This is a genomic window from Arthrobacter sp. 05T423, assembly GCF_056396245.1.
The window spans coordinates 94,983-108,392 of record NZ_JBFTLC010000008.1 but is presented as its reverse complement, the minus strand read 5'-3'; the positions used below and the strand labels follow the sequence as shown (position 1 = coordinate 108,392).

At 66.6% G+C, this 13,410-nt stretch carries 12 protein-coding genes; 1 reads left to right on the top strand and 11 read right to left on the bottom strand.

From position 1 onward, the window contains the following. Positions 1-7: 7 nt before the first annotated feature. From AC1DFE_RS08995 to AC1DFE_RS08950, 10 genes are all read right to left on the bottom strand, one after another. Positions 8-937, bottom strand: coding sequence for an FKBP-type peptidyl-prolyl cis-trans isomerase (locus tag AC1DFE_RS08995; RefSeq protein ID WP_476905544.1), 930 nt, complete (start codon positions 935-937; stop codon positions 8-10). Between the two features lie 113 nt (positions 938-1,050). Beyond that, positions 1,051-2,415, bottom strand: a complete 1,365-nt coding sequence (gene pafA / locus AC1DFE_RS08990; protein ID WP_476905543.1) for a Pup--protein ligase — start codon at positions 2,413-2,415, stop codon at positions 1,051-1,053. A gap of 1 nt (position 2,416) precedes the next feature. Beyond that, on the bottom strand, positions 2,417-3,124 hold the full coding sequence (prcA, locus tag AC1DFE_RS08985; protein WP_476905542.1) for a proteasome subunit alpha: 708 nt from the start codon (positions 3,122-3,124) through the stop codon (positions 2,417-2,419). A gap of 1 nt (position 3,125) precedes the next feature. Beyond that, on the bottom strand, positions 3,126-3,947 hold the full coding sequence (prcB, locus tag AC1DFE_RS08980) for a proteasome subunit beta (RefSeq protein ID WP_476905541.1): 822 nt from the start codon (positions 3,945-3,947) through the stop codon (positions 3,126-3,128). Between the two features lie 84 nt (positions 3,948-4,031). Further along, positions 4,032-4,232: a ubiquitin-like protein Pup gene (locus tag AC1DFE_RS08975; RefSeq protein WP_331568735.1), complete on the bottom strand. Its 201-nt coding sequence runs from the start codon at positions 4,230-4,232 to the stop codon at positions 4,032-4,034. 84 nt (positions 4,233-4,316) lie between these two features. Continuing rightward, positions 4,317-5,936: a depupylase/deamidase Dop gene (gene dop / locus AC1DFE_RS08970; protein WP_476905585.1), complete on the bottom strand. Its 1,620-nt coding sequence runs from the start codon at positions 5,934-5,936 to the stop codon at positions 4,317-4,319. A 50-nt stretch (positions 5,937-5,986) separates the two neighbouring features. After that, complete coding sequence (arc, locus tag AC1DFE_RS08965; RefSeq protein WP_476905540.1) at positions 5,987-7,732, bottom strand: proteasome ATPase; 1,746 nt, start codon at positions 7,730-7,732, stop codon at positions 5,987-5,989. A gap of 82 nt (positions 7,733-7,814) precedes the next feature. Beyond that, a complete protein-coding gene (locus tag AC1DFE_RS08960) occupies positions 7,815-8,882 on the bottom strand; it encodes a tRNA (adenine-N1)-methyltransferase (RefSeq protein WP_476905539.1) in 1,068 nt (355 codons plus the stop codon). Positions 8,883-9,010: 128 nt separating this feature from the next. After that, on the bottom strand, positions 9,011-10,183 hold the full coding sequence (locus AC1DFE_RS08955) for a site-2 protease family protein (protein ID WP_476905538.1): 1,173 nt from the start codon (positions 10,181-10,183) through the stop codon (positions 9,011-9,013). A 12-nt stretch (positions 10,184-10,195) separates the two neighbouring features. Then, positions 10,196-10,924, bottom strand: a complete 729-nt coding sequence (locus AC1DFE_RS08950; protein WP_476905537.1) for an HAD family hydrolase — start codon at positions 10,922-10,924, stop codon at positions 10,196-10,198. 197 nt (positions 10,925-11,121) lie between these two features. On the opposite strand from AC1DFE_RS08950, the gene AC1DFE_RS08945 reads away from it, so the two are divergent. Continuing rightward, positions 11,122-12,027: a PAC2 family protein gene (locus AC1DFE_RS08945; RefSeq protein WP_476905536.1), complete on the top strand. Its 906-nt coding sequence runs from the start codon at positions 11,122-11,124 to the stop codon at positions 12,025-12,027. Between the two features lie 82 nt (positions 12,028-12,109). Here AC1DFE_RS08945 and mshC read toward each other — a convergent pair whose 3' ends face one another. Then, the gene (gene mshC, locus AC1DFE_RS08940) at positions 12,110-13,402 is read right to left on the bottom strand and encodes a cysteine--1-D-myo-inosityl 2-amino-2-deoxy-alpha-D-glucopyranoside ligase (RefSeq protein ID WP_476905535.1); all 1,293 of its coding nucleotides are present in this window, start codon (positions 13,400-13,402) and stop codon (positions 12,110-12,112) included. Between the last annotated feature and the right edge of the window lie 8 nt (positions 13,403-13,410).

Below are 13,410 nucleotides of genomic sequence, written 5' to 3'. Positions count from 1 at the left end.
GCTTGGCTTACTTAACACCCAGGATGTCGACGACGAACACGAGGTCGCCCTTGGCGTCACCCTGGCCAGAGTCGCCGTAGGCGAGGGCCTTGGGGATGACCAGCAGGACACGGGAGCCGACCGTCTTGCCGGCCAGGCCCTGGGTCCAGCCCTTGATGACCTGGTTCAGGGCGAACGATGCCGTCTGCTTGCGGTCAAAGCTGGAGTCGAACTTCTTGCCGCTGGCCAGGGCAACGCCCACGTAGTTGACCGTCAGCGTGTCCGTGGCCTTGACCGCGGCGCCCTTGCCCTTGATCAGGTCCTGGGCTACGAGCTTTTTCGGGGCGGCGACGCCCTTGACCGAGATCTCGGGGATGCCGTCCTTCTCGGTGACGGTCGGCAGGCCGGCGGGCGGGGTGACCGCATCGCCTTCCGGCTTCTCCAGGACCTTCGGGGCATCCTTGGTGGAGAGCACCTTGATGATCAGCAACTGGGACGGCTGGGCAGCGGAACCTTTCGCCGCAGCTTGCGCCGGTGCGACCAAGGCCAGCTGGGAGCCGACCTTGGCGCCCACGAATGCGTTATAGATGATAGGGCTGCTGGTTTTGACTTCGTCGCTCAGCTCGAAGGACTGAGGATCCCGGGCGAAGCCGTCGTCGATGGTGGATCCGTCTTTGGCGTTGAGACTCAGAACGGAAATCTCGGCGATCTGGTTGGCCTTCACGCGCTCCCCGCTGCCTTCGGTGACAACCTTGACGGTGGGTTCGGTGACGACGAGGGGCTTGGTGAACTCGACGCCCGGGGCTTTCCTGTCTCCCTTGTCCGTCAGCTTGAGCGAGTCGAGCTTGGCGGTCTCACCCGCGGACTGGCTAGTCGGTTCCGGGGCTGCTGGCTCCTGGCCACCGCAGGCGGTCAGCAGAAGCAGCGCGGGCAGAAGGATTGTTAGTAGTCGGCGCACGTAAGAACTTTCGTCGGGGCAAGATGGATGCCCTGCCGGTGGAGGTGCTGCACACGGCAAGGCAGTCAGGACCGCAGAACGGCCTCTTCCAGAGTAACGCGGAAAGCTGGGTATCAGCCCATAGAGTCCAGAAGGGCATCCACCCGTTCGTCCACATTGCGGAACGGGTCCTTGCACAAAATGGTCTGGTGCGCGCGGTCGTTGAGCTTCAGATGGACCCAGTCCACGGTGTAGTCGCGGCCCAGCTCCTGCGCCTTGCGGACGAAGTCACCACGCAGCTTGGCCCTGGTGGTCTGGGGCGGGGCGTCCACGGCGTCCTTGATGGCCGTCTCCTCGGTGACGCGGCGGACGGCGCCGCGCGACTGGAGCAGGTAGTACAGGCCGCGCGAACGGGAGATGTCGTGGTACGTCAGGTCCAGCTGCGCGATCCGGGGTGCGTCCAGGCCCAGGCCGTGGCGCCTGCGGTAGCTGTCCATCAGCTTCTTCTTGATCGCCCAGTCGATTTCGGTGTCGATGGTGCTGAAGTCACCGCTTTCGATGGCGCGCAGCGTCCTCCCCCACAGGTCCAGGATCAGCGGGACGTGCGGGTTGTGGGCGCCGTTTTCCTCGACGAACGCCGTGACCTTGTTCAGGTACTCCTGCTGGATTTCAAGCGCGGTCAGCTGGCGGCCGTTGGCGAGCCGGACCAAAGCCCGGCCGCTCAGGTCATGGGAGATCTCCCGGATGCTGCGGATGGGGTTTTCCATCCGCATGTCCCGCATGATCACACCGGCCTCGATCATTCGCAGAATGAGGTCGACGGTGCCCACCTTGAGCAGCGCCGTGGTTTCGGACATGTTGGAGTCCCCGACGATCACGTGCAGGCGCCGGTAGAACTCGGCGTCCGCATGCGGTTCGTCGCGGGTGTTGATGATCGGCCGGGAACGGGTGGTGGCGGAGGACACGCCCTCCCAGATGTGGTCTGCCCGCTGCGAAAACGCGTAGGTGGCCCCGTGCGGCGTCTTCAGGATCTTGCCGGCACCGGCAATAAGCTGGCGCGTCACGAGGAAGGGGATCAGGATCTCGGCCAGCCGGGTGAACTCACCGCGGCGGGGAATGAGGTAGTTTTCGTGGCTGCCGTAGGAGTTGCCGGCGGAGTCGGTGTTGTTCTTGAACAGGTACACGGTGCCGTTGAAGCCCTCGGCGGCGAGCCGGGACTGGGCCTCGTCCACGAGGTCGTCCAAGATGAGCTCCCCGGCGCGGTCATGTGCGATCAGCTGGGCGAGGTCGTCGCATTCAGCGGTCGCATATTCCGGATGCGAGCCCACGTCGAGGTAGAGCCGCGACCCGTTGGTGAGGAACACGTTGGAGGACCGGCCCCAGCTGACCACCTTACGGAACAGGTAGCGGGCCACTTCCTCCGGTGCGAGGGGCCGGGAATCCGGGCTCGAATAGGAAATCCCGAATTCGGTTTCAATGCCGAAGATCCTCTTGTCCATGTCAGCTCTCCTCAGCCAGCAGTTCCACAACGTCCTGGTCGGACAATCTGCGGAAAGCCCTGCGCGTCCCCCTGTTGCTTTCCGAACTGCGGTATAGCACCGCCACTTCCAATGCCTTTGCCGGCAGGTCTGCTGCCTCGTTGTCCGTCACGAGTCCCCTGATGGCGAGCCGGATCGCCGCCGCGAACGAGAGGTCGCGCTGCCAGCCGCCCTCGATCGCCCGGGACACCTTGTCCGCCTGGCCGCCCATCACAATGAAGTTGTGCTCGTCCGCGATCGAGCCGTCAAACGTCAGCCGGTACAGGTGGTCGAGGTCCTGGCTCGCACCGACCTCTGCCACGGCCAGCTCCACCTCGAACGGCTTCTGCTCCGCGGTGAAGACGGCGCCCAGGCTCTGGGCGTAGACGCTGGCCAGTCCGCGGGCGGTGACGTCCTCACGGTCGTAGGAATAGCCGCGGACATCGGCGTAACGCACGCCGGCCTGGCGGAGGCTCTCAAACTCGTTGTACTTCCCGACGGCGGCAAAGGCGATCTTGTCGTAAATCTCGCCGACCTTGTGCAGCGAGGGGGACGGGTTTTCGGCCACCAGGGCAATCCCGTCCTCGCAGCTGACCACGATCACTGACCGTCCCCGGGCAATGCCCTTCCGCGCGAAATCCGCGCGGTCCTTCATCAGCTGTTCGGGGGAGACATAGAACTGCTGCGTCATATCAGGCCTCCCTGCGGGCAGCTGCCCTGGACTGGATGATGTTTCCGGCCGTGGCGGCGAGTTCGCGTTCCGAAACCCGCCGGGCTCCGGCCCGGTTGACGGCGTACACGACGGGCCACAGTTGCCGCACGGGATCGGGGCCACCCGTGGCGGAGTCGTCGTCGGCTGCGTCATAGAGGGATTCCACGGCCACCGCGACGGCTTCGTCCTCAGTCAGGTTGGGCCGCCAGAGCTTTTTCAGTGCGCCGCGGGCGAACATCGATCCCGAGCCCACGGCGTGGTGTTCCTGTTCCTCGTAACGGCCGCCGGTCACGTCATAGGAGAAGAGCCGTCCAACTCCGGCGGCAGTGTCAAACCCTGCGAACAGCGGGACGACCGCGAGGCCCTGGAGCGCCATCGGCAGGTTGCCCCGGATCATGGCGCCCAGCCGGTTCGCCTTGCCGTCTAGGCTGAGCAGGGTCCCCTCGATCTTCTCGTAGTGCTCGAGCTCCACCTGGAACAGCCGCGTCAGGTCGATGGCGATGCCCGCTGTGCCGGCGATTCCGAGGACCGAATACTGGTCTGCGGGAAAGACTTTTTCGATGTGCCGGCTGGCGATGATGTTGCCCATGGTGGCCCGGCGGTCACCGGCCATGACGATGCCACCGGCGTAAGCCATCGCCACGATGGTGGTGGCGTGGGGCACGGCGGGCAACTGGACGGCGGACGTGCCCGTCGCGAATGGTGCGTATTGGGGAAGCAGTTCCGGACGGTCGCGTTGGAGATGCTCAGTGAACGACGACGTCGCGTGGGCGGCTACCTTGTTGGCTGTTGTCTCCTGCACTGGTGCACTCCTTCAACGTGATACTTCAGCGGCTGTCCGGTACCTCTGGCTTCCGTGCCCGGTGCGGGTGGGGTCGCTGCCGGTTTACTGGCCGCCCTTTTGCACGAATGCCCGGACGAATTCCTCCGCGTTGGACTCCAGGACGCCGTCGATCTCGTCGAGGAGGTCATCAACACCCTGTGTCGAGGCGGACGCCTGTCCATCTGCCGGCGCCGGCGGTACGGGGACCTCTTCCTCGACCTCGGTGTCGCGTGGCTGCGGCTGCTGCTGCTCCTGGCCTGCCATGTCCTTCTCCTTCATCCAGTCCCCGCTTCTCCAGGGACATCCTGTATGCCCATATTGCCACGCAATGGGCCTTTGCGGGGTGCATTATGCCGGTGGCGGAGCCGGCGCCGATCCGAGGAGTTCCGCAAGGAACGGTCCCGCCTCGCGGTGCCTGGCAAACAGCCCTCCCGTCAGCGCTTTTGTGCCGCGCAGCGGCTCCCGGGTGGGGACGCGCTGCAGCCTTCCGTAGCCCGGCACGTCGAAGATCACCGAGTCCCAGCTAGCCCCTACCACGTCCTTGCTGAAGCTGCTGACGCAGCGTCCCCGGAAGTACGCCCGGGTGTCCGACGGCGGTTCCGTCACCGCCACGGCGATGCCGGCGTCGTCCACGATCCGCTCCATCCGGCCCCGTGACAGCAGGCGGTAGTAGAGCCCCTTTTCGGGCCGCAGATCGGACCATTGCAGATCGACCAGGCCCAGCCGGGCGTCATCCCACTGGAGCCCGTCACGCTGGCGGTAGCCCTCCAGGATGGAGAGCTTGCCCAGCCACTCCACGGACGTGGCAGCGGCGGACCGGTCGCTGTCCAGCTGGGTCAGGGTAGCGGCCCACCGTTCCAGCACCGCGTGTGTGTGGCCGTCGCCGTCGACGGCGTCCGATACCCCTGTGTCCTGGGCGAGCTTGTCGGCGGCCTCGTGGTACATCCACTGCAGGTCCAGGGCCGTCACGCGGCGTCCGTCCAGCAGCCTGACTTTTGTGGTGAGGGAGGTGTCGTGGCTGATGGCCTGCAGCGCGGCCACAGGCTCGTGCACCTCGATCCGTGGCGCGAGGCCCGCTTCGATCAGGCTCAGCACCATGGCGGTGGTCCCGAACTTCAGGTAATTGGACACCTGGCTCAGGTTGGCGTCGCCGATGATGACGTGCAGGCGCCGGTACTTGTCTGCCGTCGCATGGGGCTCGTCGCGGGTGTTGATGATGGGGCGCCGGATGGTGGTTTCCAGACCCACCTCTGCCTCGAAGAAGTCCGCCCGTTGGCTGATCTGGAAGCCGGGCCGGGAGCTGTCCTGGCCCAGGCCCACGCGCCCCGAGCCGCAGATGATCTGCCGCGAGACGAAGAACGGGGTGAGCCCGCGGACAATGTCTCCGAACGGCACCGACCGCGGCATGAGGTAGTTTTCGTGCGACCCGTAGGAAACCGACTTGTTGTCGGTGTTGTTCTTGTACAGGTTGACGGCGGGCAGTTCCGGGTCGCCGGCCAGCCTGCGGACGGCAGCCAGGCCCACGAGGTCTCCGGCGGCATCCCAGGCCACTGCCGCCGCGGGGTTGGTGACCTCCGGGCTGGAGTACTCCGGGTGGGCGTGGTCCACGTAGAGACGTGCCCCGTTGCCGAGCACCATGTTCATCAGCAGCGAGCCCGATTCGTCCTCGCCGTCCAGTTCGAGCTCTTCCCGGCCGTAGGCAAGCGCCACGGCTTCGGCGTCAAGCACCGGCGGCTGGTCCGTCAGTTGGCTGGGGTGGGCCTGGCCGCGCTCGAGTGTCCAGCCGCGGGCATCGTGCAGCGGCTCTTCGTCCGTGTAGTCCCAGCGGGTTTCGGCGCCGCCGGCGGCCCGGAGCCGGGTGACCTGGGCGTAGGCCTGAACCACCCGGGCGGACATCATCGTGGCGTTGGCGCCCGGAGCGGCCGGCGCGTGAATCCCGTATTCGGTTTCCGACCCCATGACCCGCATCGCGCCGCCGGCCGGCAGGCCACCTCCCAGCACTGACTCGGAGGCGGCCGTCACAGGTACTGGCCCGTGCTGGGCATGGTCTCGATGGATTTGCCGGGCTCCTGGCCGGCCTTACCCTGAACGATGGTGCGGATGTACGTGATGCGTTCACCCTTCTTGCCGGAGATGCGTGCCCAGTCATCCGGGTTGGTGGTGTTGGGCATGTCCTCGTGTTCGCGGAACTCGTCGACGACGGCCCGCAGCAGGTGGTCGATGCGCAGGCCCTTCTGCTGCGTGGTCAGGAGGTCCTTGATGGCGTACTTCTTGGCACGGTCCACGACATTCTGGACCACGGCCCCGGAGTTGAAGTCCTTGAAGTACAGCATCTCCGTATCGCCGTTGGCGTAGGTGACTTCCAGGAATTCGTTGGACTTCTCCGTCGAGTACATCGACTCCACGGTGCGCTGGACCATGGCATCGACTGTCTCCTGGACATCGCCGTCGTGTTCCACCAGGTCATCCTCGTGGAACGGCAGGTCCGGGGTGATGTACTTCCTGAAGATGTCCGCCGCGGCCTCGGCGTCGGGACGCTGGATCTTGACTTTTACGTCCAGCCGGCCGGGGCGCAGGATGGCGGGGTCGATCATGTCTTCACGGTTGGAGGCACCGATGACAATGACGTTGTCCAGCCGCTCCACGCCGTCGATCTCGCTCAGCAACTGCGGCACGATCGTGGTTTCGACGTCGGAGGAGATGCCCGTGCCGCGGGTGCGGAAAAGCGAATCCATCTCGTCGAAGAACACCACTACGGGGCTGCCGTCCGAGGCTTTTTCGCGGGCCCGGGAGAAGATCAGCCGGATGTGGCGCTCGGTTTCGCCGACGTATTTGTCGAGGAGCTCGGGGCCCTTGATGTTGAGGAAGTAGCTTTTCAGGTCAATGTTGCCGGTGCGCTCCGCGGCACGCGCAGCCAGGGAGTTGGCCACGGCCTTGGCGATGAGGGTCTTGCCGCAGCCGGGAGGGCCGTAGAGCAGGATACCCTTGGGCGCCTTGAGTCCGTGCTCGCGATACAGGTCCGGGTGCAGGAACGGCAGCTCGATGGCGTCGCGGATCTGTTCGATCTGCGGGCCGAGGCCGCCGATGTCCTCGTAGGTGATGTCGGGGACTTCCTCCAGGACGAGGTTTTCGACCTCGGACCGCGGGACCTTTTCCAGGGCATACCCGGTGCGGGAGTCGATGGAGAGGGCATCGCCCACGCGCAGTTTCTCGCTCAGGAGCGGCCCGGCGAGCCTGATGACGCGCTCTTCGTCGGCACGGCCCAGCACCAGTGCGCGGTCCGGGCCGAGCAGCTCCTTGAGCGTGACGAGCTCGCCCGCGCGCTCGTAGCCGAGGCCGGCCACCACCAGGAGCGCCTCGTTGAGGAGGACCTCCTGGCCCAGCGCCAGCTGGTTGATGTTGACCAGGGGGCTGATGCCAACCCGCATTTTACGCCCGGCGTTGAAGATGTCCACCGATTCCTCGGTGGCCGCCTGGCCGCTGCCGGCAGCCTGCCGCCGCGGGTTCAGCTGGAGGATGGTGCCGAAGCTGTACGGCGGCTGCCCCTCCTGGTCCAGGGCGTTCTTCAGCCGGAGGATTTCTGCCTTGGCAGTTTCCAGCATCGCCACGAGCTTGGTGTTGTTCTGCGTGGCAGCAGCCAGTTGGCGGTCGATATGCCTCAGTTTGTCCCTGAGGATATTAACCTGCCGGTCCGCGACAGACAGTTCGTTGGCGCCAGCCTGTTCAGCCGGCGTAGGCACGGAGTCATTGTTTGGCGTCTCCATGATGCATCAGCCCCTTCCTGCGCTTCTCTTAAGACCATAGCCCCAAGTTGGCTGGTAGAGCCGACGACATCCGAAATACGGACTAGTTTGTAATCTCCGGCTCGTCCTTCACATTGGTGCCGGCGATGGCGTCCCGCGCCGCCCGCCGCAGCTTCTTGTCGGAGACGAGACGCTCCCCCACCGCGCCGGGCGTCCAGGCGTTCACGTCCTCCTCGTTGAACTCAGTCTTGGATGGGCGCCGCTTGACGGAGATGCCGGTGACGCCGTCGGCGAGCCGACGCGTGACAAGCAGAAAACCGGTGTGGGCCACCATCCGGTGGTCGGGGCGCACGGCGAGCCCTTCGAGGTGCCAGCCGCGGACCAAGGACTCCCAGGCGTCCGGCTCGGTGAAGCGGCCGTCGGCGCGGATGGCCTCCGCGGTGCGTGAAAGCTGGGTGACGGTTGCAACGTAGTTGATCCATACGCCGCCGGGGGCCAGGACCGTGGCCACGGCGTCGAGGCATTCCCAGGGTGCCAGCATGTCCAAGACCACGCGGTCGACGGACCCCGGTTCTTCGGCGCGGACGACTTCCTCCTGGAAGTCCCCAAGGGAGATCTGCCACGCCGGGTGCGGGCCGCCGAAGATGGTCTCCACGTTGCCGCGGGCGATGGCGGCGAACTCCTCGCGGCGTTCGAAGGAATGCAGGTAGCCCTGGTCCCCCACCGCACGGAGCAGCGAGATGGACAGCGCGCCGGAGCCCACGCCTGCCTCCACCACCCGGGCGCCCGGGAAGATGTCAGCCATGGTGACGATCTGGCCCGCGTCCTTGGGGTAGACCACGGCAGCGCCGCGGGGCATGGACAGGACGAAGTCCGACAGCAGCGGGCGCAGGGTCTGGTACTGCTGGCCGACGTTGTTGACCACCACCGAACCGTCCACCTTGCCGATGATGTCGTCGTGGTTGAGGAAACCGCGGTGGGTGTGGAAGGCTCCGCCGGCCTCTAGGCTGATGGTGTTCATGCGCCCGCGCTCGTCCGTCAGCTGGACCCGTTCGCCTTCGCGGAAGGGGCCGCGCCGCCGGGCAGCGCCGACCGGCTGGTCCGCCGTGGCGGCGGCAGTGCCGGAGGAAAGGCCCGTGCTGGCCCCGTTGGCGGCAGATTCGCTGCTCATGACTGTGTCCTCGCTCCTGTAAAGCTGTCCTGGCGTGCACCGTGGCGGCCCGGCAGGGCGCAGTGCACCCGCTGCCGATTTCACGACCGGCACGTAACTCTACCGGTTGTGGCCCTGCCGGCGCCTGTTTAGCGCGGCGCCTTGCCTGTAATGGCCGTCACCACGGTGGACTGCCGCAGCAGTCCGGTGACCCGCCCGTTGTGGTCAACCACCGCGTAGTCGTGTCCCTCGAGCTGGGCGAGGTACTGGAGCAGCTCCTGGCCCTTGGACCATTCCGGCACGTAGGCGCCGGCGCCGAGCGGGTAGGCGACCGCTCGGGCGGGGGTGGCACCGGCGACGGCGGAGGGCACGGCGGCCAGTGCCGCGGGGTCCACCACGCTGTTGGGCCGGCCGTCCTGACCGCAGAGCACGACGGCGGCCCGGCCGCCTCCGGACACCTGGAGGACTTCGCTGACGCTCGCCGTTTCGGAAAGGCCGACGGCGGGTTCGGCCAGGGCAGCGGCGCTCACCAGGTGGAGCCGGCTGCGCAGGCGGCCCTGCTGGATTGAGGCGGATGCGCCCATCCACAGGAAGCCGCCGACCAGGATGGTGACGAGCAGCATGCTGGTGTCGGGGATGGCCCCGCTGAGCAGCGGCCGGACAACGAACCACAGGCCCAGGAGGATGACGATGATGCGCCCGCCCCAGCCAGCGGCGACGGTGCCTTTCGCGTGGCTGCCGGTGGCCTTCCAGACCGCGGATTCCACCAGGCGGCCGCCGTCCAGCGGCAGGCCGGGCAGCACGTTGAAGATGCCGATCACGAGGTTCGCCCAGAAGAAGATGTTCAGGAGGGTGTCCGCCACACCGGACAGGCCGCCCGCGGAGATCACCAGCCAGGCCGCCCCGGCGAGTACGAAGTTGGCGGCCGGCCCGGCCATGGCCACCAGCACGGACCGCCCCGGGGTGGCGGTGAAGCTCTCAAACTGGGTGTGCCCGCCCCAGAGGTTGAGCACGATTTTCTCGCTGGGCCAGCCGTAGATCTTGGCCGTCAGGGCGTGCGCGAGCTCGTGGACCAGCACCGACAGTAGGAGCAGCACCGCATAGGCGAACGCCACATAGTACGCCCCGATGCCCAGGGAAGGGGTGCCGTGCTGCAGCACCGGTCCGTACACAATTACTGTGAAGGCGGCGATGATGAACCAGGAGTAGGCCAGGATGATGGGTATGCCGGCGATCCTGCCCAGCGGGATGCCCTCCCGGCGGCTGTTCTGGGTCTGCACGGTGCTTGGGGGCTGCTGACCGGATGGCGCGGGACCAGACACGTTCCGGGCTCCTTAGTTGACGTTCTCGAAGGTGTCCGCCGGTTCGCGCGAGCCGAGGCGGAGCCTGACCAGTTCCTCCAGTTCGGCCACCGTGCGGTCCACGAGGGAATCCCACGTGGTCCGGCGGGCGTCGTCCGGCAGCGGTACGAGGTGGGGAATGGCCACGGTCACAGCGCCGGAGGCCACGGCCGCGGCAACGCCCGGGGCCGAGTCTTCCAGGGCAACGCAATGGTCGGCGGTGAGTCGCGGGTCCTGTTGCTGCAGCAGGTCCACGGCCTTGAGGTACGCCTCCGGATGGGGTTTTCCCTGGGTTACCGTGTCGCCGGTAACCAGGAACTCGAAGTAGTGCCGGGGAAGGCTCGCCACAATCTCGCGGGCGAGCGGTGCCTCTGACATGGTCACAAGGGCACAACGCACACCGGCGTTGGAAAGTTCATCCAGCAACTCCCGGGCCCCCGGACGCCACGGCACGCTTTCCCGGACGCGGCTGATCACCTGGGACGTGAGCGTGTCAATGATTTCGCGGATCTCCAGGCGCACGCCGGCCCGCTGCAGGATCCCGGCCGAGTGAACCAGTGACTGCCCCACGAGCTGCATGGCCTGTTCGTGCGACCACGTCCCCCCGTGCGCCTCGACAAGGCTGTGTTCGGCCTCGATCCAGTACGGTTCGGTGTCAACGATGGTGCCGTCCATGTCCCATAAAACGGCTTTGAGCAAGGGCTGAGCGGCGGGAGATTCCATGCTTTCCACTGTACCGGGCCGCCCGGGGGCGCCCCGCCGCGGGCCCCTACCGTACGCCGTCGGCGAATATCCGCGCCCACGTAGGGAAGACCTGCGGGTAGGACCTGCAGGGAAGACCGGCGCGTATGCGGGGTTTGTCCGGATCTGCGGCGGTTCGTTCTATGCAACAGCATTACATGTGGACGTAGGGTGAAGGGATGAATAGCTTCGACGGAGACACCAACGAACCGGGCACCGCGCCTGAGGCGGAGCAGCTGCTGCAGCCTGTTCCCGACGGTCAGCGCATTACTGTGATGCTGGCTGCGTTCGAGGGCTGGAACGACGCCGGGGAAGCCGCCAGTGATGCGCTCCGTTACCTGAACAAGATGTGGGGCGGAAAGAAGGTCGCGTCCATCGACGCCGACGAGTACTACGACTTCCAGTTCACCCGGCCCACCGTCCGCCGCACGTCCTCCGGCGAACGCAAGATCAAGTGGCCGTCCACGCGGATATACAAGGCCAGCGCTCCGGGCACCAACGTGGACGTGATTTTCATCCAGGGAACTGAGCCGTCCTATAAATGGCGGGCGTATACAGCGGAACTTCTGGTGCACGCCGAGGCGCTCCACGTCGACTACGTGGTGCTGGTGGGAGCCCTGCTGGCGGACGTGCCGCACAGCCGCCCCATCCCGGTCAGCACCTCCACTGACGATGGCGCGCTGCGGGAGCGGCTCAACCTCGAGGCCTCGCAGTATGAAGGGCCCGTGGGGATCGTCGGCGTCCTGTCCGAGGTGTCCCTGCTCGCCGGCATCCCCACCGTCTCCCTCTGGGCGGCCGTGCCGCACTACGTGGCGCAGGCACCGTCGCCCAAGGCGCAGCTGGCGCTCCTGCACCGCATCGAGGAACTGCTCCAGGTTCCGCTGGATACCCACGAGCTGGCCGAGGAGGCCGAGGCGTGGGAACGCGGCGTCAACGAACTGGCCACCGAGGATCCCGAAATTGCTGCCTATGTGCGGCAGCTGGAGGAAGCGAAGGATACCGCCGACTTGCCCGAGGCCAGCGGTGAATCCATTGCGCGCGAGTTTGAGCGTTACCTGAAGCGGCGGGGCAAGGATAAGCCCTAACGCTCCGCCGTTCCGGCGGCTCCCCGCCAATACGACGTCGCGGCGGAGCGTCGGGTGGGCAGGGAGGCGTCGAAACGGGGCGTTACAGTTCGACGCCGAGAAGGGCGTTGACGGCGTCGCGCACCAGGGCCCGGTCTGCTTCAGCGGGGCTTTCCGTGGTGTTAGGGGCGGTGTTGCTCAGGGCGGCGTCTGCCCATTGGTCCACGGCGGCCAGGGCCGCAGGCGCGTCGAGATCGTTTGCCAGGGCCTCGCGCATCTGCCCGATCAGTTCCATAGCAGAGCCGGCCGGTGCGGCTGCCAGGGCTGAACGCCACCGTCCGAGGCGTTCCTTGGCTTGCCCGAAGCCTTCGTCCGTCCAGGACCAGTCGGACCGGTAGTGGTTCGCCAGGATGGCCAGCCGGATGGCTGCCGCTTCCTCGCCCGCCGCACGCAGCTTGGAGACCAGGACCAGGTTTCCCTTGGACTTGGACATCTTCTCGCCGTCCAACCCCACCATGCCGGCGTGGGCAAAGTGCTCGGCGAGGGGAACGCCGGACAGCGAGTAGGCGTGTCCGGCGCCCATCTCGTGGTGCGGGAAGACCAGGTCCGACCCGCCGCCCTGCACGGTGAACGGCGCAGGCAGGTACTTCTGGGCGATGACGGTACATTCGATGTGCCAGCCGGGCCGGCCCTCCCCCAGCTCCCCGCCGGGCCAGCTGGGCTCGCCGTCGCGCGCCACCCGCCACAGCAGTGGGTCGAGGGCCTGGCGCTTGCCTGCCCGGCCGGGGTCGCCGCCGCGCTCGGCGAACAGTTCCAGCATCACCGCTTCCGGCAGTCCGGAGACTGCTCCGAGGGTCCAGGCGTCCACTCCGACCGCGTGCTTGCTGGCCGCCTCGACGTCGTAGTAGACGTCGCCGTCGGGCTCGCCCGCCGTGCCACTAACGCGGTAGGCCAGTCCCTGGCGGAGGAGCTGTTCAATGGCGGGGACGATCAGCGGCATGGCTTCGACCGCGCCCACATAATGATCGGGGGCAATGACATTAAGGGCTTCCATGTCCGTGCGGAAGAGCTCAATCTGGCTGGCCGCCAGATCGCGCCAGTCAACGCCGGTGGCCTCGGCCCGCTCCAGCAGCGGGTCATCGATGTCTGTGACGTTCTGGACGTAGGCCACGTGCTGGCCGCCGTCCCGCCAGGCGCGGTTCAGCAGGTCGAATGCCACGTAGCTGGCGGCGTGCCCCATGTGGGTGGCGTCATACGGAGTGATACCGCAGACATACATTGACTTTTCGCCATCAGCGTTCAGGGTTACGGGGCGTTCTGCGGCCGTATCGAACAGCCGGAGCGCGGGCATTTCCCCCGGCAGGACAGGCACGGGGCGGGAGATCCAGGACTTCACAGACCAAG